Annotated in this window: 17 protein-coding genes and 1 riboswitch; of the genes, 10 read left to right on the top strand and 7 right to left on the bottom strand. The window is 66.6% G+C overall.

Annotated elements, in window-relative coordinates; all coding sequences use genetic code 11:
- Positions 1-15 precede the first annotated feature (15 nt).
- From IFT67_RS06740 to alr, 6 genes are all read left to right on the top strand, one after another.
- Positions 16-2,076 carry a TonB-dependent receptor gene (locus tag IFT67_RS06740; protein WP_192145717.1) on the top strand — a complete coding sequence of 687 codons (2,061 nt, stop codon included), beginning with the start codon at positions 16-18 and terminating at the stop codon, positions 2,074-2,076.
- 317 nt (positions 2,077-2,393) lie between these two features.
- Positions 2,394-2,593: riboswitch (cobalamin riboswitch) on the top strand.
- A gap of 116 nt (positions 2,594-2,709) precedes the next feature.
- On the top strand, positions 2,710-4,608 hold the full coding sequence (locus tag IFT67_RS06735; protein WP_192145715.1) for a TonB-dependent receptor plug domain-containing protein: 1,899 nt from the start codon (positions 2,710-2,712) through the stop codon (positions 4,606-4,608).
- A 53-nt stretch (positions 4,609-4,661) separates the two neighbouring features.
- On the top strand, positions 4,662-5,402 hold the full coding sequence (locus IFT67_RS06730) for an ABC transporter substrate-binding protein (RefSeq protein ID WP_192145713.1): 741 nt from the start codon (positions 4,662-4,664) through the stop codon (positions 5,400-5,402).
- Between the two features lie 163 nt (positions 5,403-5,565).
- A complete protein-coding gene (locus IFT67_RS06725) occupies positions 5,566-6,534 on the top strand; it encodes a FecCD family ABC transporter permease (RefSeq protein ID WP_192146551.1) in 969 nt (322 codons plus the stop codon).
- A complete protein-coding gene (locus IFT67_RS06720) occupies positions 6,525-7,304 on the top strand; it encodes an ABC transporter ATP-binding protein (protein WP_192145711.1) in 780 nt (259 codons plus the stop codon). Before IFT67_RS06725 ends, IFT67_RS06720 begins: the two co-directional genes overlap by 10 nt.
- A gap of 49 nt (positions 7,305-7,353) precedes the next feature.
- Complete coding sequence (alr, locus tag IFT67_RS06715) at positions 7,354-8,379, top strand: alanine racemase (RefSeq protein WP_192146550.1); 1,026 nt, start codon at positions 7,354-7,356, stop codon at positions 8,377-8,379.
- Between the two features lie 103 nt (positions 8,380-8,482).
- Here the strand turns inward: alr and IFT67_RS06710 are convergent, their stop codons facing one another.
- The 3 genes from IFT67_RS06710 to IFT67_RS06700 form a co-directional block, all read right to left on the bottom strand.
- Entirely contained in the window at positions 8,483-11,554 is a 3,072-nt protein-coding gene (locus tag IFT67_RS06710; RefSeq protein WP_342450572.1) for a TonB-dependent receptor domain-containing protein, read from the bottom strand.
- Between the two features lie 256 nt (positions 11,555-11,810).
- Entirely contained in the window at positions 11,811-12,998 is a 1,188-nt protein-coding gene (locus tag IFT67_RS06705) for an acetyl-CoA C-acetyltransferase (RefSeq protein WP_192145707.1), read from the bottom strand.
- Positions 12,999-13,031: 33 nt separating this feature from the next.
- The gene (locus IFT67_RS06700) at positions 13,032-13,979 is read right to left on the bottom strand and encodes an alpha/beta fold hydrolase (RefSeq protein WP_244647186.1); all 948 of its coding nucleotides are present in this window, start codon (positions 13,977-13,979) and stop codon (positions 13,032-13,034) included.
- A 137-nt stretch (positions 13,980-14,116) separates the two neighbouring features.
- Here IFT67_RS06700 and phaR point away from each other — a divergent pair, with 137 nt between their 5' ends.
- Together phaR and IFT67_RS06690 are read left to right on the top strand one after the other, a co-directional pair.
- A complete protein-coding gene (gene phaR / locus IFT67_RS06695) occupies positions 14,117-14,659 on the top strand; it encodes a polyhydroxyalkanoate synthesis repressor PhaR (RefSeq protein WP_107961437.1) in 543 nt (180 codons plus the stop codon).
- Positions 14,660-14,671: 12 nt separating this feature from the next.
- Positions 14,672-14,860: a hypothetical protein gene (locus IFT67_RS06690; protein WP_056065195.1), complete on the top strand. Its 189-nt coding sequence runs from the start codon at positions 14,672-14,674 to the stop codon at positions 14,858-14,860.
- A 15-nt stretch (positions 14,861-14,875) separates the two neighbouring features.
- On the opposite strand, the gene IFT67_RS06685 is transcribed toward IFT67_RS06690, so the two are convergent.
- The 3 genes from IFT67_RS06685 to IFT67_RS06675 all read right to left on the bottom strand — a co-directional run bounded on the left by IFT67_RS06685 (position 14,876) and on the right by IFT67_RS06675 (position 19,274).
- Entirely contained in the window at positions 14,876-16,318 is a 1,443-nt protein-coding gene (locus IFT67_RS06685; protein WP_192145703.1) for an ArnT family glycosyltransferase, read from the bottom strand.
- 8 nt (positions 16,319-16,326) lie between these two features.
- Positions 16,327-17,547: a S41 family peptidase gene (locus IFT67_RS06680; RefSeq protein WP_197982911.1), complete on the bottom strand. Its 1,221-nt coding sequence runs from the start codon at positions 17,545-17,547 to the stop codon at positions 16,327-16,329.
- 191 nt (positions 17,548-17,738) lie between these two features.
- On the bottom strand, positions 17,739-19,274 hold the full coding sequence (locus IFT67_RS06675) for a TadA family conjugal transfer-associated ATPase (RefSeq protein WP_107961440.1): 1,536 nt from the start codon (positions 19,272-19,274) through the stop codon (positions 17,739-17,741).
- A gap of 135 nt (positions 19,275-19,409) precedes the next feature.
- On the opposite strand from IFT67_RS06675, the gene IFT67_RS06670 reads away from it, so the two are divergent.
- A complete protein-coding gene (locus tag IFT67_RS06670) occupies positions 19,410-20,927 on the top strand; it encodes a S1C family serine protease (RefSeq protein ID WP_192145701.1) in 1,518 nt (505 codons plus the stop codon).
- A gap of 78 nt (positions 20,928-21,005) precedes the next feature.
- On the top strand, positions 21,006-22,568 hold the full coding sequence (locus tag IFT67_RS06665; RefSeq protein WP_192145699.1) for a hypothetical protein: 1,563 nt from the start codon (positions 21,006-21,008) through the stop codon (positions 22,566-22,568).
- A 3-nt stretch (positions 22,569-22,571) separates the two neighbouring features.
- On the opposite strand, the gene ada is transcribed toward IFT67_RS06665, so the two are convergent.
- The gene (gene ada / locus IFT67_RS06660; protein ID WP_192145697.1) at positions 22,572-23,600 is read right to left on the bottom strand and encodes a bifunctional DNA-binding transcriptional regulator/O6-methylguanine-DNA methyltransferase Ada; all 1,029 of its coding nucleotides are present in this window, start codon (positions 23,598-23,600) and stop codon (positions 22,572-22,574) included.
- Positions 23,601-23,625 lie beyond the last annotated feature (25 nt).

The following is a 23,625-nucleotide window of genomic DNA, read 5'->3' as shown; positions in this document are numbered from 1 at the left end:
TGCCATGCGGTGGTAATGATCCGTATCTCATTCTCTACGCTCGCCTTCGTGTTGATCTCGTCCGGGAGCGCGGTTGCGCAGACAAGTGTCGCGACTGACCAGCCGGCCGAGATCGTCGTTACCGGGCGCGGGCTTGGGGATGCGCCCGGCGATCGCGCCTATTCGGTCGTCACGATCGATCGCGCCCGGATCCAGGCGAATGCGAGCAATCGGCTGGAGAGCGTGCTGGCCGATGTCGCCGGGCTCCAGCAGTTCCGCCGGTCGGACTCGCGCAGCGCCAACCCGACGAGCCAGGGCATTTCGCTGCGCGGGATCGGCGGCAATGCCTCCAGTCGCGCGCTGCTGATCTTCGACGGCGTGCCGCAGGCGGATCCGTTCGGCGGCTGGGTCGCATTTCCGGCCTATGCGACGGGACGGCTCGGGCGCATCCGCGTGACGCGCGGCGGCGGTAGCGGGTATCAGGGGCCGGGCGCGCTGGCCGGGACGGTCGAGCTCGAAAGCGCGACGCCGGACCAAGCGGCGCCTTTCCAGGGCAACGTTGCGTATGGCAGCCGGGATTCGGTCGATGCCCAGGGGTCTGCGGCACTGGTGCGCGGGTCTGGGTTTGCGACCTTGTCCGGAGCTTACGCGCGGGGGGACGGCTTCACGCCGACCGTCGAGGAGAGCCGGGGAATCGTCGATCGCGCCGCGCCGTACGAGCAGGCGTCGGGCTCGCTGCGGACCGTCATCGGGATCGGTGCGAAGACCGAATTGCAGATGAACGCGAGCGCGTTCACCGATCGGCGCGACCGGGGGAGCAACTTTACCGACAACAAGAGCGAAGGCGCGGATGCGAGTGTCCGGCTGGTCGGGCGCGGTCGCTGGGGGTATTCGGCGCTGGTGTATCTGCAGACGCGGGCGTTCGCGAGCAGCTTCAACAGCATCAATGCCGCGCGGACGACCGCGATCCAGTCGCTGAACCAGTATAATACGCCGGCGACGGGGCTTGGCGGACGGATCGAGATCGCGCCGCCGCTGGGCGAGAGCATCACGCTGCGGCTGGGCGCGGACGTTCGCGACGTCAGCGGGAAGACTCAGGAGCTCTATACGTTCGTCAATACCGTGCCGACGCGGCGGCGCGAGGCCGGCGGGAGCACGACGACGACGGGCGTGTTCGCGGATGGGAGCCTTGTCGCGGGCGACTTCACGTTCAGCCTGGGTGGCCGGGTCGACTGGTGGTCGATCGACGGTGGCTATCTGTCCGAACGGCCGCTGGCAGGCGGCGCGGCATTGACCAACCTGCGCTATGCGGATCGCGATGGCAGCGAGACGACCGGCCGGGCGGGCGTAGCGTATCAGCCGGTCGAGGCGATCACGTTGCGGGCGGCCGGGTATCGCGGGTGGCGATTGCCGACGCTCAACGAACTGTATCGACCATTCCGCGTCGGGAACGATGCCACTGCGGCGAACGCGCTGTTGTCGCCGGAGCGGCTGACCGGGGTCGAGGGCGGGGTCACGCTGACGCCAGCGCCGGGCGTGAGCATCGCCGCGACCTATTTCTACAACCGGCTGAAGGATGCGGTGGCCAACGTCACGACGACCAACCCGCCGCAGGTGTTGCCGGGGGTGACGACCTACCGCGTTCGCCAGAACCTCGACGCGATCCGCGCGCATGGGTTCGAGCTGGATGCGTCGTATCGCCCGGGTCCGTTGGGCCTGCAGGCATCGTGGTCGCACACGAATTCGAAGGTCGAGGGGTCGGGGATTACGGCTGCTCTGGACGGTTTGCGTCCGGCGCAGACCCCGCGCGACCAGGTGTCGGGGACGATCGACTGGCGACACGACGCGGCGGCGCTGTCGCTGACGGTGCGGCATATTGGCCGGCAGTTCGATGACGACCAGAACACGCGGGTGCTCGATCCGGCGACGACGCTGGACGCGTATGCGGCGTTGCCGATCCTGCGCTCGCTGGTCGCCGAGGTGCGCGGGGAGAATTTGTTCAACGAGCGCGTCGAGGCAGGGATCAGCGGCGCGAACATCGTCGAGCGCGCCACGCCGCGAACGATCTGGGTGGGGCTGCGCTACGGGCTTCGGTGATATGCTCCCTGCCAAGGAAAACGAAGACAGCATGTTTCCCCGCGAAGGCGGGGACCCAGACTGGGATCCCGCCTTCGCGAGAGAGCAATGTCGGGGAGCGTTTCGTTTGGTAAGAACCACCACCCCGGCGGAGGCCGGGGCCCAATTGGAAAGGTGGCAATAACGACCCACCGCGCTCCGTTATCGCCGCTCCCCAATTGGGCCCCGGCCTCCGCCGGGGTGGTGCGATAGCCGGTCAGCGCGCCTACCCTAGCAATGCGACTTCTCTTGGCGGGGTCGGGATAGGCCCCGCGTTGACCCGTGTCTGGCGCACGACTAATGCCGCACTCGTGAAGGGTTCCCGGCGACGGGATCAAAAGGGAAGTCGGTGCGCGGATATGTCCGCAAGACCGGCGCTGTACCCGCAACTGTGACCGGATAGCGGCCACCCCGATATGCCACTGGGTTTCGACTTGGGAAGGCGGGGTGGGCGCGGCGACCCGGAAGCCAGGAGACCTGCCTGTCACGGTCGATCCACTGCGCGGGCGGGTGTCCGGTGCGGACGAGTGCTCCGGTATAGCCGGGTTTCCTCGAGCGAGAGACGTCTGGCCGCCCGGCGAATGGTCGCTGGCGGTTCCGTTTAGGACGCAGCCGATGACGAAATTCTTCCTTCTCCTGAGTGCCGCGGCGATCGCCGCGCCCGCCTACGCACAGGACATTCCCGACCCCGATGCCCCCGAGCTCGTCGTCACCGCGACCCGCGCTGCGCAACCGCTGAGCGAGATCGGCCAAGCCGTGACCGTGATCGACCGCGCAGAGATCGAGCGCCGCCAGACCACCGTCGTATCCGACCTGCTCGCGACCACGCCGGGCGTTACGGTCACGCGCAACGGCACGGTCGGCGCGCTGACCAGCGTCCGCATCCGCGGTGCCGAGGCGGACCAGACGCTCGTTGTGATCGACGGCGTGCGCGTCAACGATCCGTCGTCGACCGGCGGCGGCTTCAACTTCGGCAATCTCCTGTCGAGCTCGGTCGAGCGGATCGAGATTCTGCGCGGCCCGAACTCGGTGCCTTGGGGCAGCCAGGCGATCGGCGGCGTCGTCAACATCATTACCGCCGCGCCGACCGAAGGCGTCCAAGCGCGCGCCAACGCCGAGTACGGCTATGCCGACAGCGTGTTCGCGAGCGCGGGCGTGTCGGGCAAGTCGGGGCCGGTGTCCGGATCGCTGACCGGCGGATATCTGCGCACCGACGGTATCTCGTCCGCAGCCAGCGGCACCGAGCGCGACGGCTATCGCCAATATGGCGCAACCGGGCGGGTCAGCGTCGAGTTCGCGCCGGGCATCGGCCTCGACCTGCGCGGCTATTTCGCGGACAGCCGTGTCGAGATCGACGACGGTTTCGACCCGAAGACGTTCGTGGTCGCGGACAGCCTTGCCTACGGCACCACGCAGGAGCTGTACGGCTATGCTGGCCTACATGCGAACCTCGCCGACGGTCGGTTCAACAACCGCGTGGCGTTCACGATCGCCGACATCAACCGCGACAATTTCACCAAGCCCGGTGGCGACATATCGTTCATTGGCCGTGGCCGTAGCGAGCGCTACGAGTATCAGGGCGACTTCCGTCCGATTGATCAGGTCCGCGTCGTCGCAGGCGTCGAACGCGAGAACAGCCGCTTCAACGACGGCTTCACCTTCGCGGACACCGGCATCACCAGCGTCTACGGCCAGGTGATCGTCAAGCCGCTCGACATCCTCACGATCACCGGCGGCATCCGCAACGACGATCACGACGATTTCGGCAGCCACACGACGTTTGGCGCGAACGCCGCGCTGGCGTTGCGGACCGGCACGACGATCCGCGCGAGCTATGGCGAGGGCTTCAAGGCGCCAACCTTGTACCAGCTCTTCTCCGAATACGGGAACGGCTTCCTCGCTCCAGAGACCGCGCGCAACTTCGATGTCGGCGTCGAGCAAGCCTTCCTCGGCAACCGTGCCCGGGTCGGCGTCACCTATTTCAATCGCCGCACGCGCAACCAGATCGACTTCCGCGATTGCAGCCCGACCGAGTTGGAAACGGCCAATTCGATCTGCGCCAATCGCCCGTTTGGCGTCTACGACAACGTCGCGCGTGCCGAAGCTGATGGCGTCGAATTTACGCTCGCACTGCGTCCGGTGGATGCGCTGACGCTGACCGCGAACTACAGCTATATCGACACCGAGAACCGCTCGATCGGGGAGAATTTCGGCAATGATCTCGCACGCCGCCCCAAGCAGACCGCGAGCGTCGATGCCGATTACCGGTTCGCGTTCGGACTGTCCGTCGGTGGCACCGTGACGATGGTCGGCGACAGTTTCGACGACGCCGCCAACACGACACGCCTCGACGGGTATGCGCTGGCCGGCGTGCGAGCGGAACTGCCGATCGGCGAGCGGTTCGCGGTCTATGGCCGCGTCGATAACCTGACCGACGCGCGGTACGAGACGATCGCCGGCTACGGCAATTACGGCCGCGCGGCCTATGGCGGCGTGCGGTTGCGCCTGAAGTGAGGCGCGGGGCGATCCTCCTCGCGCTCCTGCTCGGGGGCTGTGCCCAGCCTCCGATGCGCGGAGGCGGGGGGATCGTCTCGACCAATCCGTGCGTGGATTCGGTGCTGGTCCGCATCCTGCCGCCCGCAAAGATCGCCGCGATCAGCCATTATTCGCAGGACCCGTCCGCGACCTCGATCCCGATCGCCGTCGCGCGCCGGTTTCGCGGCATCGCCGGGACCGCGGAGGAGGTGATCGCGCTCCACCCCGATCTGGTCATCGCCAGCACCTACACGCCGCCCGCGACTCAGGCGGCGTACGCGCGCGCCGGGCTGAAGACGCTGCTGGTCGGCATTCCCGACTCGATCGTGGAGAGCCAGGCGCAGGTCACGCAGATTGCCGAAGCCGCCGGAGCACCGATGGGCGGCGCGCGGATCAATGCCGAGACCGACCGCGCGGTGGCGCGCTGGAGCAGCAAGGATGGACGGTCGCCGAGCGCGTTGCTCTATATCAGCGGCGATCTCGCGACCGGGGGGAGCACGTTGCTGAACGACATGATGACGCGCGTCGGCTTCCGCAACGCCGCCGCGACCTACGGCTTGACGCATACCGGCACGCTCTCTGCTGAGACGATCGTGACGGAGCCGCCAGCCGTCGTGATCGCCTCCGAACGCGTCAGCCGTGGCACGACACTGCGCCGCCGCCTGCTGCCGAACACGCCGCAAGCCGTCTTCCCGCGCGTGCTGATCAACTGCGGTGGGCCGACGATCCCGCCCGCGCTCGAACGCCTCGCCGCGATCCGGGCGGGGCTGTGATGCTGCACCTATACCACCCCGGCGGAGGCCGGGGCCCAATTGGAATGGCCGAAGTAACGGATTGCCGCGCGCCGTCACGACCGTCCCCCAATTGGGCCCCGGCCTCCGCCGGGGTGGTGGCAGTGGCGGTGGCGGTGGTCGGTATGGGCAAGGAGGCGCTATGATGACTCGCACGGTCAAACTCATCGCGCTCGGCGTACTTGTGATCCTCCTGTTCGGCCTTTCGCTCGGTTGCGGGAAAGTCTGGGTGCCGGCCTCCGCCTGGTTCTCGGGCGACCCGCGCTGGTGGATCATCATCGAGTTACGCCTGCCACGTGCGGTGCTGGGCCTCGCGCTCGGCGCCACGCTCGGCCTGTCGGGGGCAGTGCTGCAAGGCTATCTCCGCAACCCGCTCGCCGACCCCGCCGTCGTCGGCGTGTCGTCGGTCGCAGCGCTGGCCGCGGTCGCGGCGATCGTGTTCGGGCTCGGCTCGGGCCCGGCGATCTTCGCCGCCGCGATGCTGGGCGCAGGCGGCGCGGTCGCGCTGCTCGCGGCGCTGACTTGGCGGTCGCCGAGCGCGATCACCTTCATCCTCGCGGGCACGGTGCTGTCGAGCCTTGCGGGCGCGCTGACCGCGTTCCTGATCTCGATCGCCCCGAACCCCTATACGGTCGCCGAGGTGATCGACTGGATCATGGGCGCGCTGACCGATCGCGGCTGGGACGACGTGACGCTCGCGCTGCCGCCGATGGCGGTCGGTGCGGTGTTGCTGCTGCTCACCGGCCGATCGCTCGATGCGCTGGCGCTGGGCGAGGCGGCGGCGCGGTCGCTCGGGACACGCATGGGCCGCGTTCGGTTGCTGGTGGTGCTGGGCACGGGCTTAGTCGTCGGCGCAGGCGTTGCGGTGACCGGTGTGATCGGCTTCATCGGGCTGGTCGTACCGCACCTCCTGCGGCCGATCTTCGGCCACCGCCCGAGCGCCTTGCTACTCCCCTCCGCGCTCGGTGGAGCGGCGCTGGTGCTCGCTGCCGACAGCCTCGTCCGCCTCGCTCCGGGCGCGGGCGAAGTCCGGCTCGGCGTGGCGATGGCAATGATCGGCGCGCCGTTTTTCCTCGGGTTGCTGGTCAAGGAACGAGGTCGCGCATGGATCTGATCATCGACGCGCTGGGCGTGAAGCTCGGCAAGCGCACCGTCCTCAGCGACGTGTCCGCTCACCTGCGTCCCGGCCGCGTCACCGCGATCCTCGGCCCCAACGGCGCCGGGAAGAGCACGCTGGTCAAGGCCGCCGCCGCGCTCGTCGACCGCAGCACCGGCAGCGTCCGGCTCGATGCGCAGGACGTCGCGCATATGGAACCGCGCGCCCGCGCCCGCGCGATCGGCTATCTCCCGCAGGACGCGACGGTCCACTGGAACATCGTCGCGCGCGATGTCGTCGCGCTCGGCCGCTTGCCGCATCTCGGCGCGCATGCCGCCCCGTCGCCCGCCGATCGCGCGGCAGTCGAGCGCGCGATGCACGACACCGAGACGATTCATCTCGCGGAGCGCCCGGTCGGCGAACTCTCCGGCGGCGAGCGCGCCCGCGTCCTGCTCGCACGAGTATTGGCCGGCGAACCGCGTTGGCTGCTCGCCGACGAACCGCTCGCGAGTCTCGATCCGTCGCACCAGATCGACCTGCTCGCTCGCCTGCGTGGCTATGCGCTCGGCGGGGCAGGGGTGGCAATCGTCCTCCACGACCTCGTCCAGGCGCAGCGCGCGGTAGACGATGCGTTGCTGCTCGCCGACGGCCGGGTCGTCGCCTTCGGGCCCGTCGCCGAGGTGATGACCGCGGAGACGCTCGGCCGCGTATTCGGCGTCCGTGTAGCGCCGCTCGACGACGGAGATCGCCGCCTGCTGGTGCCGGTCGGACGCATCAAGGCGGCATAGACGGTCGACGCGCCGCGCCTGTGGCACTATCCCGCGCCGGGTGATCGACATTCCCGCTCCCCTTCGCCTGCGCCTAGACGGCGACGCTCTCGTCCAGAACTGGCGCACGCTCGACCGCATGAGCGGCACCGCCGCATGTGGTGCCGCGGTCAAGGCGAACGGCTACGGCCTCGGCGCGATCGAGGTTGCGCGCCGCCTGGCCGACGCCGGCTGCCGCGACTTCTTCGTGTCGAACTGGCAGGAAGCCGCCGAACTCGCCCCGCTGGGCCTGACGGTTTCCGTCCTCCACGGCGTCCGCGAAGAGGACATGCCCGCCGCGGCCGCCGGCTTTGCCCGCCCGGTTCTCAACACCCCACGCCAAGTCGCGCGCTGGAAAGCGGCGGGCGGCGGCGTGTGCGACGTCATGGTCGACACCGGCATGAACCGCCTTGGCGTCTCGGCGGACGACATCGCCGCCGGCTTGCTCGACGGCCTCCAGATCGAAACGCTGATGAGCCACCTAGCGTGCGCCGACGAGGATTCTCCAATGAACGCCGTGCAGCGCGACCGGTTCGCTGCACTGGCAGGCGCGACGACTGCAAAGCGCCTGAGTCTCGCCAATTCTGCGGGGATTGCGCTCGACGGCTATGCGTTCGATCTCACGCGGCCTGGGCTGGCGGTATATGGTGGGGTCCCCCGCGCCGGCCTGGCGGGTGCGGTCAAGTTCGTGGCCACGATCGAAACGCAAGTCCTTCAGTGCCGTCGCGTACGCGTGGGGCAAACGGTAGGCTATAACGCGACCTGGACGGCGCCCGCCGACACCGAGGTGGCGATCCTCAACTTGGGCTATGCCGACGGCTATTTTCGCGGATTTTCGAACTGTGGAACCGCATCGGCGGGCGGCATCCCGATGCCCGTTATCGGTCGTGTATCGATGGATCTCGTGGCCATCGACGTGACGAGTGTACCAGCAGTGCACGAAGGGACATGGCTGGCGCTCGATTTCGCGCTGCCCGAAGCGGCCGCGGTATCGGGGATGTCGCAATACGAACTGTTGACCAGTCTTGGCAGACGCTATTCGCGAGTTTGGCGTTAACAAGCGCATCATGCGGCACCGCAGGCCGGCATCAGGACTTGCTTCAAGCAAAAAAAAAGGCCGCCCCGTAAGGAGCGGCCTTTTCAGTTGGTAGATCGGCGGATCAGAACTTGGCTTCGAAGCCTGCGTACATGAAGCGGCCGACGTTCTCGTAGATGCCCTGCGCGCCGGTCGTGCCGGTGATGTCGTAGGGGGGCTGGCGGTCGAACACGTTGTCCATGCCGGCATAGAAGCGGAACTTGTCCGTGACGTCCGCACCGACGCGGATGTTGTGGTAGGTCACATCCGGGTAGAAGGTGAACGGGAACGCGTCGGGATCGCGAGCCGGGCGACCCTGGACCGAGTTCTGCGTCTCATACTCAGCGGCGACCGTCTGCTTGCCGACGTAACGGAAGTTGTAGTTAAGGTCGAACACACCGAAGTCGACATTGGCCGTGAACGAACCCGACCATTCCGGATCTCCGACTTCGAACTTCTGCTGGTCGATGAAGCTTGGGGTGTTGATGTCGGTATAGTTGTCGCGGTTGATCAAGTAGCTGACGATGCCACGCAACGTTACCTTCGCACCGCCAACATTATGGCTATAGCTCAAATCGGCATCGACACCGGATGTCTTCTGCTTGGCAAAGTTGAATGGACCCGACAGGAACGACTGCCCGGTCGCCGGGAAGGAGATCTGCGCGCCACCGTTGGTGACGCCGGTCTGACCGGCGAAGGTGCCGTTGGGATTACGCGTCAATGCTGCGCAATACTGATTGTTGATGCCGCTCGGGCTGTCGTAGCACTGGTTGATGATCGTCTGTGGCGCCAGCGCGAAGATCACGTTGGTGATCTTGATGTTGTAGTAGTCGACCGACAGCGTAAGGCCAGGGATCATGCTGGGCTGGAGGATGAAACCGCCAGTAAAGCTGTCTGCGGTTTCCTCGCGCAGATTGGGATTGCTGCCGTTCAGACCGCTGATGCCGGAGGTCGGAACGTTGGTGAAAGGCTCCGTGATACCGTTGAACGTCTGGGTCGTCGGAACGCCTGCGGCTGCGCAGTTAGCCGCACGGTTCGGGCCGTTGCGGATATTGTTCTGGCTGCAGGGGTCGACCAGGCCGTTGAGGAAGGTCTGGCTCGGTGCCGAGAACAGATCCCCCTGGGTCGGTGCACGAACCGAACGGGCATAGCTGCCACGAAGACGGATATCGCGTACCGGCGACCATGTCAGGCCGGCATTGTAGGAATACACGGTGCCGGTTGCGCCGATGTTATAGTCTGAAACGCGACCTGCGCCATCGATCGTCAGTTCCTGAAAGAATGGAACGTCCTTCAGCAGCGGAATACGGATTTCACCGTACGCTTCCTTCACGACTTGCGCCGGCGGGTCGAAGATCGGAATGGCGTTGAGGAAGGTCGCACCGCTCCGCGTGACGTCGTCGAATGCCGAATAGGCTGTCTCCCGGCGATATTCGCCGCCGATCGAGAATGCGACCGGGCCGCCCGGCAGTTCGAACAGCTGCGAAAGGTCGCCCGACACGAACGCGGTCGCATCATACTGGTCGGCCTTCTGGCGGCGGGTCGAGTTCACGACGAAATAGTTCAATGCCGAGGCGCTGGGTGCACCCTGGCCGAACAGGTTGACGGGAACGCAGCTCGCGTCGTCATTGGCTGTACTCGCATCGGCGTTGATGCCGCAGACGATATTGCCACCGGCGTTGCGGACCGCATCCTGCGAGTTCTTGAACTTCTGGACGTTTACGTTGCCCTGGGTCGCATAGAACGTGTCCAGATGGCCGTAGTTGAAGGCGACCTCGTAGCGCCAATCGGTGTTGAACGTGCCCTCGACGCCGGCAACGATACGATAGGTTTCGCGACGATGGTTCTCGCCACGGGCGCCGAAATCGACGTTGATGCGCTGCGCCTGGAACGTGGTGGCGCCTGGCGCTAGCGTCTGAGCGAGCACCGAGCGTGCCTGAGCCGTGAGAAACGGATTGTTGACGTTGTAGATCGCGGGCAGCGTGCCCTGCAGGAACGTCGGCTGGCCTTCCTGGATTGCGTCGACGCGGACATATTTTGCCTCAACGAACGGACGGAACGCGTCCGAGACGTCGTAATGCGCTAGGACGTTCGCCGAATAGCGCTTGATGCCGGGCTGCAACTGGCCGGTCAGGCGCTGCGACGAACCCAGGCCGCCGATCGCATTGCCCGAACCAAACGGACGGAAGTCCTTGATGACGTTGTTCGGTACGAGGTTGCCCGAATTGTCGAACACGAACACCCGACCGAGTGCCGCGCCCGTGTTGCTGTTTTCGCCGGTGCAGTTGAAAGCGCGGCGGGCAGCAACGGCCGCGTTGCCGGCCACTGCGGCAGGGCAGGCCGACGTGATCGCGCCACCTTCGGAGATGGCGATGTTGCGGACGTTGGTCAGGAAGGTGGTGTCGGGAACGCCATTGCCGCTACCCGGCTCGTTCAAGACGTTTTCAGTCAGATTGAATTGGCGACGGCCGGTCGTGCTGTACCGAGCGCGATCGGTAAAATAGAGCGCGTCGGACTCGCTGTATTCGGCCGAGACTGCGATGTTGCCACGACCATCGGCAAAGTTCTTGCCGGCCGTCAGGCTGCCGAAATACGATGGGCGATCGCCGCGCGACGTCACACCGCTCTGGCCGCGAAGGCGGAAGCCTTCATAGTCGCGCTTCAAGACAAAGTTCACGGCGCCAGCGACCGCATCGGACCCGTAGACCGCCGAATTGCCGCCGGTTACGACATCGACGCGTTCGATCAGATCGACGGGAATGGTGTTGATGTCGACGCGGCTTTCGCCGGGGGTCGAGGTGACGTGACGGCGGCCATTCACCAAGACTAGAGTCCGGTTCGTGCCTAGACCGCGCAGATCGAGCGCATTGATACCGGCCGTGCCGATGAAGCGAGTCGAATTCGAGCCACTGAACGTCGCGCGCAGCGACGGCAACTTGTTCAGCGTATCGCCGAGCGAGACTTCGCCGGTCTGGGTCAGTTCCTGGATGCTGAGCGACGTGATCGGCGACGGCGAATCGAGATTGGGACGGGCAATGCGCGATCCCGTGACGACGATCGTTTCATTTTCTGGCGCGGCAGCGGCTTCGGCCGCGACTTGAGTGCCGGTTTCCATGGCGGTGCCATCCGTGGCGGACGGCGCGGTCTGCGCAGCCACGGAATTCGGTAGCATCATCGCGCCCGTTGCCAGGATCGTCGCGAATAGAAAGTGATGCGCTCTTTTCAACTAAAGTCCCCCGTTTACCGGCACTTTGGCCGTTATGAGACCTTACAACCGCGAATAGCGACGACTGGCAAGCCAGCGTTCAGGTTCAGGCCAGCCAACCGTTCGGTTTGTAACCAATTGTGACAAAATCGTCACAATATGGTCATGGAGCGTATCAACCCGACATAAAGTTACTTTAGAAAGTACGTCAGCGTTCCAGGCACATAGCGATGCCCATGCCGCCGCCTATGCACAGCGTCGCCAGCCCGCGCTTCGAATCGCGCTTCTGCATTTCGTAGATCAGCGTCGTCAGGACGCGGGCGCCGCTGGCGCCGATCGGGTGGCCGATCGCGATCGCGCCGCCGTTGACGTTGACCTTCGATGCGTCCCAGCCGAGTTCCTTGCCGACCGACAGGGCTTGCGCGGCGAAGGCTTCGTTGGCTTCGATCAGGTCGAGGTCGGCTAGCGTCCAGCCGGCTTTCTCGAGGGCGCGCTTGGTGGCGGGAACGGGGCCGATGCCCATGATCGAGGGGTCGACGCCGGCCGAGGCCCAGCTCTTGATCGTCGCGAGGATGGGCGAGCCGCGGCGTTCGGCTTCGTCGCGGCGCATCATGACGAGGGCGGCGGCGCCGTCGTTTAGGCCGCTGGCGTTGGCGGCGGTGACCGTGCCGTCCTTCTTGAACGCGGGCTTCACGCCCGAGACGCTCTCGATCGTCGCGCCGGCGCGGATGTATTCGTCGTCGGCCACCACCGTGTCGCCCTTGCGGCCCTTGATCGTGACGGGTGCGATCTCGTCCTTGAAGCGGCCCGAGCCGCGGGCGGCCTCCGCCTTGTTCTGCGAGGCGACCGAGAAGGCGTCCTGCTCGCCGCGCGTGACCTGGTATTGCTCGGCGAGGTTCTCGGCGGTGATGCCCATGTGATAGCCGTTGAAGACGTCGGTCAGGCCGTCGCTGACCATCGTGTCGACGAGGCTGAGGTTGCCCATCTTCTGGCCGCCGCGGATCGACTGCGCGTGCGCGGAAAGCGACATCGATTCCTGGCCTCCCGCAACGACGATGGTCGCGTCGCCGGTCTGGATCGCCTGTGCGGCGAGCGCGACCGAGCGGAGCCCTGAGCCGCAGACCTGGTTGACGCCCCAGGCGGGGATTTCCTTGGGAACGCCGGCGGCCATCGAGGCCTGACGCGCGGGGTTCTGGCCTTGGGCCGCGGTGAGGACTTGGCCGAGGATCACTTCGGAGACGTCTTCGCCGGCGACGCCTGCCTGTTCAAGCGCGGCTTCGATCGCGATGCGGCCGAGTTCGTGCGCCGGTGTGGTGGCGAACGCGCCGAGGAAGCTGCCGACGGGGGTGCGCTTTGCGGCGGTGATGACGACGTCGTTCGGGTTCAGGTCGGTCATGTCAGGGTCCTCTTTGTTTGGACCCCATGTAGGTCAGGCGAGCGCGGCGATCCAGTTGGCGAGCGGTTCCCAGAGGCGCAGGCGCGCGGAACGGCCGACGATCATGCCGACATGGCCTGCGCCGAGATCGCGGCGGTCGGCGAGGCCGATCGCGGTGGCGGCGGGGACGATGCGGTCGCTCAGCGAGACGAACTCGACCGTGGGGCAGGCGAGCGCGCGCGGATCGACTGGGATGCCGGCGATGACCCAGGCGCCTTTGCCGGGCAGGTCGTTGGCGATGCAGTCCTCGAACAGCGAAGCGGCGGCGGCGTAGGGGAGGGGGGCGCCGGCGTTGGCCCAATCTTCGAGCCGGACGAATGCGCGTGCTGCGTTGCTGTCGGGGGCGAGGTCGGCGAACGCTTCGTATTTGGCGATCGTGCGCGCGGGGTCGAGTTGCCAGAAGCCCGCTTGCAGGACTTCCATCGGCAGGACGCCGAGCATCGCTGCGGCGGGTTGGACCGCGGCCCAGGTCGCGGCGAGCGTGGGACGGCCTTCGTTATAACCCGCGAAGTGCCACGGCGCGGCGATCGTCGCGACTCCGGCGGTCGGCGTGATCGCAGCGGCACCGAGCGCGAGCGTCCCGCCTAGGCAATAGCCGACCAGAACTGGCGGCTCGGGGAGAGCCTGGAGCAGCGGCACCAGCAAGCGTTCGACATGCGCCGCCAGATCGAGATCGCGGTCTTCGCTGCTGGGCGATCCCCAGTCGACCAACCAGACGTGGGATCCTTGCGCGGCGGTCCATTGCACCAGCGAAGACTCGGGCGAATGATCGAGGATATCGGGCGGGTTTATCAGCGATGGGACGAACACGACTGGACGGCCTTCGCCGCCGTAATCGCGCAACGCGACCCGACCTTCGCGGTGGATTGCAGGCTTCGGATCGGCGCGTTTCTCTCGCGGCGCGTTCTGATAGGCGCGCAATCCCGCCAAGGCTCGAGCCATCCGTTCCGGCGATGCTGCGGTCTCGCTGCGCAGCACATTGAGGAACAAGGGTAAGGGCCGGGGACCATGCTGCGCACCGTGTTGCGGTGCGTCATCAAAGACTGTAGCCTCCGTTTCAAACATAAGACGGGGGATCCATGAAGAAGCAACCGGCTGCCGACGGAATCGTCATCATCAAGAAGTACGCCAACCGGCGGCTCTATAACACCGAGTCGTCATCCTACATCACGCTGGATCATCTCGCGACGATGACCCGCGAGGGGCGCGACTTCAAGGTGGTCGATGCGAAGACCGACGAGGACATCACGCACAACGTCCTCACGCAGATCATCATGGAGGAGGAGAGCCGCGGCGAGACGATGATGCCGGTGAACTTCCTGCGTCAGTTGATCTCGATGTACGGCGATTCGATGCAGACGATGGTGCCGGGCTATCTGGAGGCGTCGATGGACAGCTTCCGCCGCAACCACGACCAGTTCAAGTCCGCGGTCGAAGGCGCGTTCGCGAATTCGCCGTTCGCCGATATCGCGAAGCGTAATCTGGCAATGTTCGATGTGGCCGCTCAGGCGATGACGCCGGCCGCGACGACACCAGCCCCCGCGGCCAGCAAGGATGACGAGATCGCGGCGTTGCGCAGCGAACTCGCCAAGTTGCAGGAAAAGGTCGAGAAGCTCGGCTGATCGGTCGGACTGATGGGGGCGCCGGTGTTGTGGAGTGCGAGCGGCGGACTGGCCGTACTGGCCGTCGTCGCTGGCCTCGGCGAACGCAGGCGGCGACGTCGGCGCGATCCCGACTCGGTCGGCTGGGTCGACTGGCCGACCGTCCAGATGCTGGCGCTGATCGGACTCGCGGTAACGATCGGCCTCGCGTTCAAGACCTGAGCTGACGACGCCTCGTCAACGGGGAGCGTCGGTACGCAGGCGATAGACGCTCTGTGGCAACCCGCCGATCTTCACCGAGCCGACCAGTCGATACCGCGCGGCGATCGCGCGCAGCACGAGCGCCTGGGTCGCGAGGTTCGTGCTGGGCTTTGGTGCGCGTACGACGATCACGCCGGGACGGGCCGCTAGCAGACGCGCGACTTCCACGACCGGATCGACCCCCGTGCCGTGCGACTCGGTCGTCTGGCCCAGATGACTGCGGAATATATACGGCGTCGGCAGGCAGGACCGGGTCAGGAAGTAGAGGATCGGCTCGCTGCCATAGGCGAACATGCAGCCGCCGGGTTGCTGGCCGATCATCTGGACGAGTTGCGCGATCTGGCGCGCATTGCCGCGTCGTCCGATGCGGACGCTTGTCATGATGGTCGCCGCCAGCGCGCCGAACACCAGCACGGCGGCAAGGCGGACCATGGTCGTGCGGACGGTCGGGCCGCTCAGCCCGGTACCTGCGGCGACCGACAGCGGCAGCGCGAGGGGCAGCAGATAGAGCAGCTCGAACGTGTGCATGATGAGGATCGCGATCACCGCAGCCGCGAGCCATCCGAGGGCGAAGCTTCCCGTTCGACGGCCCCGCCACGCAAGCCAGGCGAGCGGCAGGCTCATGCCCACGCCGCCCAGCAGCTTCAGCAGGTTGGAGCTGAGCGTGTCGTCGTCCTGCTGCCCGAAGATTGACAGGAAATTGGCGAAGAGGAAGGCGTCGCCGTGGCCGGCCGCGGCATAGACGATCCAGGCGAGCGCGGTCGGGAACAGCGCTGCACCGACCCACAAGGCGGCATCGGCTGCGAGGCGACCAATCGACCGCCCATCACGATGCGCCGCCCATACCAGCGTCATACCGAAGAATATGCCTTCGAACATCGCGGTGTACTTGATCTGCATCGCCAGGCCGATCAGCAGCATCGCACCGGCACCGCGCAGGCTGATGTGTCGGTGGCCGCGGGTCGTATCGAGCACGAGCAGCGCGGCGGCGGCCATCAAGGCGTTGCCCCATACCGCGGACTGGCCGCCCGCACCGTCGAACACGATAAGCCAGACCAGATAGATCAACGCGGCGCCGAGGCTCGCCACCGGGCTGGCGTCATCGGAGGACAGGCGGCTGACGATCCGCGCGACCAGGAATGCCGTTCCGGTGGCGACGAGCGTCGCGGCAAGCTGGTACATCAGCACGCCATCGCCGCCGACGCTGCGGATGGCGGCGAAGATCAGGAACAGGCCGACCGGCTTGCGATCGAAGATGTCGACGAACGGCCAGGCGCCGTGCAGCAGGCGATCGCCGACGAGCAGGTAGAACTGCTCGTCGCTATGGATCACCGGATTGCCGAAGAACGGGCTGCGGAGGGCAAAGGCGACGAGGAGCAGGATGATGACCTGCCCCGATCGGTGACGCAGGCTAAACATGGGCAATCCTAATAAAAATGCGTCAATTCGAGCTTGCGTATGGTGCCGTCGCAAAGACCGAGGGCAACGATGCGGCCGGGAGCTCCAGCCGACCAGGATGCGACCGGACTCGTCGCATAGTCGGGGGGTATGGGCGTGCCGTCGATCGTGCAGATCGTGTCGCCGTCCTTCCAGCCCGACGCGGCAGCCGGGCCACCGCGCATGACGTGGAGGATCTTCAGCCGGTTCTTCTCGACGCCGACGAGCAATCCGCTGGTCGAACGGAGTGGGGGCGTACCGGCCTTGGGGCCAGGGCTCAGCACCATGCGGCGGGCACCGGGATCGAGCAGGACGCGGTAATTCTGCAGGAAGCCCGAGCCGATCCGGCCCGCAACGCCGATCGACTGCGAAAAGCCGCCCGCGGGTTCGATCCGGACTTCGACGGCATGCGCGGTCAATTCGCCAAGGCGGAGATCTGGCGCGATCGCGAGACCGCTGACCGCCGGTCCCGCGAGCCCGAACGAGATCGCGGTCGTCGAAGGCACGTTCAGCGCCGCGGCCTTCCAGCCGTCCTTCGTCACGGTGATCGACGACCCGTCGCCGGTATCGACGATCACCGGCGCCAATCGACGGCTGCCGAGCGTTGCTGCGCTTTCGTAGACGCTGCGCTCGGGGGACACGCGCAAGGGGGCGGTCTCGCCCTTGAACGGGAGACGGCCCGACGGGAGCAGGCGGAAACGGTGCGCGGCGTAATCGATGTCGAGCGCGTGCCCGGCGAGCAGGTCCGCGCCGACCAGCAGGTCTACCGCTGACAGGCTGCCGGTGGCGATCGCGGGAAGATCGGTGACGGTGACGCCGCCACCGGTGCGCGCGAGGCCGCCGATGGCGAGCGTGCGGGTCGGCATCCACCCCAGTTCGACCGATCCGCCGATCGCACGTGCGCTGCCGCCCGCGACGAGCTTGGCGGTGTCGACTGCGGGGGACGCCTTTGCGAGCAGGGTGTAGCTGACCCCGGTATCGAGGATCGCGGTGACGTCGCGACCTTCGAGCTGCATCGTGAAACGAATCTGGTTGCCGGGGGTGAGATCGAAGGGCACCCAGCGTGCTTCGGTATCGTCCGCGAGATGGTAGACGCCGCGGTCTCGTGCCGCGGGCGAGATGCTGGCGGCGGGGACGGGTTTCGCCGGTTCGCGCGCGGAGACGATGAGCACCGCCAGCAGCGGGACGAGAGTGAAGAGGGCGCGGCGCATGTCGGCCTGTCCCTAGCGGGTCGGGGGACGGGTACAAGCGGGGTCGAACGTCTGGCCGCTATAGTCGCTCGAACTGCCGCCGTTCTCCGGCGATGGCGGGAGTCCAGGGTTGCCGGCGGTGGCGTTCGTGTCTCCTGGGGCCCTGCGATCGCGGGGGCGGTAGCGTTAGAGGGGCGCGTGAGCGGCACCTCTTACAGGCACGCCTCCAGATACGCCTGGTCGAATCCGAACTGCTTGGCTTTTTCCAGCGTGTACGGCCGCAGCCCCATCGACCGGTATTCGCCCAGGATCTTCCCGTCCGCCGACTCGTCGAGATACTCGAACTTGAACAGTTCCTGCGTGACGATCACGGGGCCTTCCATGCCGATCACCTCGGTGATGTTGGTGACGCGGCGCGAACCGTCGCGCAGGCGCTTCACCTGGATGATCAGCTCGACCGAGTCGGCGATCTGGCGCGAGATGGCTTCCTTCGGCACCTTGATGTCGGACATCATCACCATGTTCTCCATACGCGCGAGCGCCTCGCGCGGGGAGTTGGCGTGGAGCGTGCACATCGACCCGTCGTGACCCGTGTTCATCGCGGCGAGCATGTCGAAACACTCGCTGCCACGAATTTCGCCCAGGATGATCCGGTCAGGACGCATACGCAGCGCGTTCTTGACGAGATCGCGGATCGAGATCTCGCCCTGGCCCTCCAGGTTGGCCGGACGCGTTTCGAGCGGGAGCCAGTGCGGCTGTTGCAGGCGAAGCTCGGCGGCGTCCTCGATCGTCAGCACGCGCTCGCCGGGGTCGATCATCTTTGACAGCGCATTGAGCATCGTCGTCTTGCCCGAGCCGGTACCGCCCGAGATCACGACGTTGAACCGCGAGGCCCCGGCGATCTTCAGCGCAGTGGCCATCTTCGGCGACATGCTGCCGAACCCGGCCATCATGTCGAGCGTGATCGGTTTCGCGGAGAATTTACGAATCGAGATCGCGGTACCGCGCAAGGAGAGCGGCGGAACGATCACGTTGACGCGCGAGCCGTCCTTCAAGCGCGCATCGGCGAGCGGTGAGGTCTGGTCGACGCGACGGCCGACCGAGTTCACGATCCGCTGCGCGATCTGGAACAGATGCTCTTCGTCGCGGAACTGGATCGGCGCGAGTTCGAGTTTGCCCTTCCGCTCGACATAGGTCTGGTCGGGGCCGTTCACCATGATGTCGGTGATGTTCGGATCGGCCAGCAACTCCTCCAAGGGCCCGAGCCCGAGCAGTTCGTCGACCAGCACCTTTTCCAGCGCGAACTGTTCGCGGCGGTTGAGGGTCAGCTTCAGCTCGGCGAGGACTTCGCCGATGATCGGGCGGAATTCCTCGGCGAGTTCGTCCTTGCCGAGCGTTGCCGCAGCCTCCGGATCGACGCGTTCGAGCAGGCGCGGGAGCACCTGTTCCTTGATCTTGTGGATCGACTGTTCGAAGCCCTCGACACGGCTGTTGCCCGCTTCGCCGCTCGCGTTCTGGCGGTCGGACAGGCGCTGCATCGCGTCCATGTGCGTGCCGGGCATCGTGCCGGGGCCAAAGCCGTCGGTCTCGCCGGGCATCGGCATCGACTCGATCGGCGGGAACTGCGAACCGCCCTCCGGTTCGGGACGCGGCGCGGGGCTACCGCCCTGCATAGGTCGGGCGACGCCGAATGCGGGCCGGGCCGCTTGCCCCCCGCTGATGCCGTTACGACGCCCGAATGCGCTCATGCCCAAATCCCCGGATGATTGCCCAAGGGGTTAGGGGCCAAGGCTTGATAATTCGCTAACCAAACCGGATGCGTGGGGCGCGTCCTGTGAGAGGCGAGGGTTGATCGCGGTCAAGAACTCCCCGAAGGCAGACGCATGATCCGCCTGCTGCTTCTTCTCGCGCTCACCTTCGGGTTGGCCAGCTCGGCATCGGCCGACGACATCGCCGCCACCGGGCGCGGCGTGGTGCGCGTCGTGACGATCGCGGTGGTCGACGACCAGGTGGTCGGCTTCGGCCATGGCAGCGGTTTCGCGATCGCGCCCAACCGGATCGTCACCAACGCGCACGTCGTCGATCTCGCCGAGCGCTATCCCGACAACGTCGTCGTCGGCATCGTCCCGACCGAGGGCAGCAAATCCTACCAGGGCAAGGTGATCGCGTATGATTCGCAGCGCGACCTGGCGCTGATCGAGTTCACCGGCGCCCGCTTGCCGCCGAGCGCGCTGTATACCGGGCCGATGAGCGAGGGCGATCCGGTGGTGTCGCTCGGCTTCCCAGGCAATGTCGACTTGGCGACGGCGCGGTCGGCGGCGGATTACATCCGGCCGATGACGCCGGTGCGGTCGGAGGGCGTGCTCTCGGGGCGCCGCGTGTTGAGCAGCGTCGAGGTGCTTCTTCACACGGCGAGCATCGCACGCGGCAATTCGGGTGGACCGCTGCTCGACCGGTGCGGGCGGGTGATCGGGGTGAATTCGGCGATCACGCGCGGCGAGGAGGGCGATTCGACGTTCGGGTTCGCGATCGCCGATACCGAACTCGCGGCCTTCCTCCACGAGGCGAAACAGCCTTATGCGTCGATCGGGACGGGGTGCACGTCGATCGAGGATCGCTTGCGACAGGACGCCGACGCGGATGCGCGGGCGACCGCCGATGCTGCTTCCGCCAGGCGCGACGCCGCGACGCAGGATGCGATGACTCGCGAGGTTACACTGGAAAAGGCGCGGACCGAGGCCGGGCGCGCGCGCGAGAACGTCATGGCGCTCGCCGGGCTGCTGCTGGTCGCCGGGGCACTGGTGATCGGGAGCGCGGGGTTGCTCGAATCGCGCGGGCAGCGGCGGCAGGCGGTGTGGGCGCTCGGTATCGGCGGGCTGAGCGTGCTGGTCGCGATCATCGTGTTCGTGCTGCGGCCTTCGGGCGAGGTCGACGTGCCGCTGTCTGCGCTGCCCAAGACGCGGATATCGACGCCCGATGCGGCGCTGGGCAAGTTGATGTGCACGCTGATCCCGGAGCGCAGCCGGATCACGATCTCGTCCAGCGAGGACGTGCCGATCGACTGGGGCGCGAAGGGCTGCGTGAACGGCAAGACGCAATATGTCGGCACGCAGAATGGCAATGGGGCTGGCCGATGGGACCGCGTGCTGGTGCCAGACGCCGAGCAGACCGTCTCCGTGCTGTCGTTCGATCCGGCAACGCGCGTCTATTCGAACACGCGCTATCTGATGTCGGCGGCGGGGATGGAGGCGGCGCGGACGGCGCGGGGTGTCGTGCCGAACGTGTGCAACATGGACGATGCCGCGTTGGCTCGTTTGGCGGGGCAGCAGGCGGCGGTCCGGGCGGTATTGCCGCCGTTGCCGAACGAAAAGCTCGTCTATTCGTGCAAGTCGGCAAAATGAGCGACTTCCGACGGATCGGCTAGAATCTACCGGGGAAACCTGCTCGGTTGCGCCATGACGCTTGGCAAAGGGGGCGAAATGACCAGTGGCGTGGGATGGGTTCGCTGTATCTCGGTAGTGGTCGCGGCGAGTGCGTCATGCGCATCGGCCGCATCGGAAGCGAAGTGGTTGCGGGCGACGTCCGACCATTTCATCGTCTATTCCAGCGTCGGTGAGAAGGAATTGCGCAAGACCGCGACGCAACTCGAGCAGTTCGATGGCGTCATGCGTATCCTGCACAATATCGGCGCCCCGACCGCCGAAGCGGGCACCAACCGGGTTACCGTCTACGTCGTCGACGACGCGAGCGACGTCCGCAAACTGATGGGTAAGGGGAGCGCCAACGTCGCCGGGTTCTACGTGCCGCGCGTGAACGGATCGATCGCCTTCACGCCCCGCTCGGGCGGTGCGGATGGCAATCTGCGCCCGCAGATCGTGCTGTTCCACGAATACGCGCATCACTTCCTGCTCGGTACGTTTGCCGCCGCCTATCCCGCCTGGTTTTCCGAAGGTTATGCCGAGTTCGTCTCGACCGCGCGGTTCGAGAAGGACGGCGTGATGGTCGGGGTCGCGGCCCAGCACCGCGCGTATAGTCTGTTGAGGACGCGCGGACTGTCGGCGGAACGCTTGTTCGATACCGGATCGCGCCGATTGTCGGACGAGGACCGTGCCTCGCTATATGCGCGAGGCTGGCTGCTGACCCATTACATCATGTTCGACGCGGCACGTGGCGCGACGTTCGGGCGCTATCTCGATGCGTTGAACAAGGGCGTTCCCAGCGTCGCGGCGGCACAGGCTGCGTTCGGCGATCTGCGCGCGCTCGATCGGGCGCTCGACGCCTATCTCGCGCGGTCGACCATCCCCGGCATCAAGATCGCCTATTCGCGCCTGCCCGATACGAAGGTAACGGTCGAACCGCTCAGCACGGGCGCCGAAGCGTTGATGAACCTTCGCATGGAGTCCGAACGCGGCGTCAACCGCCAGACCGCGCAGCCGATCTACGGGCGGGCCAAGGCGATCGCCGCAGCCTATCCGAACGATGCCGTGGCGCAGGGCTGGTTCGCTGAGATGGCCTATGACGCGGTGCAGGACGACGATGCCGAGGCCGCCGCGGACCGTGCCCTCGCGGCTGACCCGAAGATGGCGCAGGCGTTGCTGTACAAGGCGAGGATCCACCTGCGCCGCGCGAGCGCCGGCTCCGTCAAGGATCCTGAAGCGTGGAAGGAAGCGCGGAGCTGGATCGTCAAGGCCAACCGCCTCGCGCTCGACGATGCCGAGGCGTTGTCGCTGTATTACGACAGCTTCCGCGCGCAGCGAGCGCCGCCGACCAAGGCGGCGATCATCGGCGTAAAGCGCGCGCTCGAACTTGTGCCGCAGGATCCAGGCCTGCGTTTCCGGGTTGCGACGCAGGAGATACGCGATGGCGATGCGGACGATGCCAAACGGACCTTGCGGCCACTCGCCTTCAATCCGCATCTGCCGGCGGACAATCCCGCAGCGCGTCTGATCACCATCCTGGAATCGGGCAAGATCGGTCCCGACGCGTTGCGGTCGCTCGGACAGGGGCAGGGCGAGACGGCCGATCCGCCTCCGCCCGGTTGAGGCTCAATTGCGTTCGCGGGCTAGCAGCGCGCGCTTGCGGTCTAGCCCGTACGCGTAGCCACCGAGCGCGCCACCGATGCGTTGCGCGCGGTGGCAGGGGATGACGATCGAGACCGGGTTCTGCCCGCACGCGGTGCCGGCGGCGCGGACGGCGGCGGGACGGCCGGCTAGGGCTGCGAGTTCACTGTAAGTGCGGGTTTCGCCGATCGGGATGGTGCGTAGGGCTTGCCAGATCGCCTCCTGGAAGGCGGTGCCGCGGACGTCGAGCGGGAGGTCTTGGTCGCGGTCGGGGGATTCGACGGCAGCAACGACTTGCGCCGCTAGGTCCGCGAGGGCTTCGCCGCCCGGCTCGATCGTGGCGTTGGGGAAGCGGCGGTGGAGTTCGTCCGCGTCTTCGTCGAACGATACGCGGCAGAGGCCCTTGTCGGTGGCGGCGACGAACAGCGCGCCGAGGCTCGTGTCGGCGGTGGTCCAGCGGATCGTGACGCCTTCGCCGCCGCGTGCCCAGGCGCTGGGGGCCATGCCTAGCCGCTTGGCGTCGGCCTCATAGAAGCGGCTGGGGGCGGAATAGCCGGCGTCGTAGATCGCTGCGGTCACGGTCGAGTCCTCCGATAAGGCGTTTGCCGCGCGGCCGGTGCGGAGCGCCCGCGCGTAGGCGGCGGGGGTTACGCCGGTGGCGCGCTTGAACAGGCGGTGGAAATGATGGGGGGCGTAGCCGACTTTTGTGGCGACCTCGTCTAGCGAGAGGCGGTCTTCGGCGGCTTCGAGCAGCGCGACGGCCGCAGCGACGGCGATGCGGTCGCGGCCTACCTCGTCGGGTGTGCAGCGCAGGCACGCGCGGAAGCCGGCGGTGCGGGCGCTGGCTGCGTCGGGGTGGAAAGTGACGTTCTCGCGCTTCGGGTGGCGCGCGGGACAGCTTGGCTTGCAGTAGATGCCGGTGGTCTTCACGCCAATCACGAACCGGCCGTCCCACGCGCGATCGCGGGCTTCGAACGCGGCCCAGGCGGTTTCGGTGTCGGGGGCGGTGGTCATTGGATCGGTATAGCCGGTCGCGACG

The organism is Sphingomonas sp. CFBP 13728 (genome assembly GCF_014841895.1).
Classification (GTDB): Bacteria; Pseudomonadota; Alphaproteobacteria; order Sphingomonadales; family Sphingomonadaceae; genus Sphingomonas.
This window is presented reverse-complemented; position numbering and strand designations above follow the sequence as displayed.

Coding starts and splice junctions, on each gene's coding strand:
- IFT67_RS06725 (WP_192146551.1), top strand. CDS start 5,566: ATGACTCGCACGGTCAAACTCATCGCGCTCGGCGTACTTGTGATCCTC.
- IFT67_RS06705 (WP_192145707.1), bottom strand. CDS start 12,998: ATGACCGACCTGAACCCGAACGACGTCGTCATCACCGCCGCAAAGCGC.
- IFT67_RS06700 (WP_244647186.1), bottom strand. CDS start 13,979: ATGGCTCGAGCCTTGGCGGGATTGCGCGCCTATCAGAACGCGCCGCGA.
- ada (WP_192145697.1), bottom strand. CDS start 23,600: ATGACCACCGCCCCCGACACCGAAACCGCCTGGGCCGCGTTCGAAGCC.
- IFT67_RS06690 (WP_056065195.1), top strand. CDS start 14,672: ATGGGGGCGCCGGTGTTGTGGAGTGCGAGCGGCGGACTGGCCGTACTG.
- IFT67_RS06730 (WP_192145713.1), top strand. CDS start 4,662: ATGCGCGGAGGCGGGGGGATCGTCTCGACCAATCCGTGCGTGGATTCG.
- phaR (WP_107961437.1), top strand. CDS start 14,117: ATGAAGAAGCAACCGGCTGCCGACGGAATCGTCATCATCAAGAAGTAC.
- IFT67_RS06685 (WP_192145703.1), bottom strand. CDS start 16,318: ATGTTTAGCCTGCGTCACCGATCGGGGCAGGTCATCATCCTGCTCCTC.
- IFT67_RS06670 (WP_192145701.1), top strand. CDS start 19,410: ATGATCCGCCTGCTGCTTCTTCTCGCGCTCACCTTCGGGTTGGCCAGC.
- IFT67_RS06675 (WP_107961440.1), bottom strand. CDS start 19,274: ATGAGCGCATTCGGGCGTCGTAACGGCATCAGCGGGGGGCAAGCGGCC.
- IFT67_RS06740 (WP_192145717.1), top strand. CDS start 16: ATGATCCGTATCTCATTCTCTACGCTCGCCTTCGTGTTGATCTCGTCC.
- IFT67_RS06720 (WP_192145711.1), top strand. CDS start 6,525: ATGGATCTGATCATCGACGCGCTGGGCGTGAAGCTCGGCAAGCGCACC.
- IFT67_RS06735 (WP_192145715.1), top strand. CDS start 2,710: ATGACGAAATTCTTCCTTCTCCTGAGTGCCGCGGCGATCGCCGCGCCC.
- IFT67_RS06665 (WP_192145699.1), top strand. CDS start 21,006: ATGACCAGTGGCGTGGGATGGGTTCGCTGTATCTCGGTAGTGGTCGCG.
- IFT67_RS06680 (WP_197982911.1), bottom strand. CDS start 17,547: ATGCGCCGCGCCCTCTTCACTCTCGTCCCGCTGCTGGCGGTGCTCATC.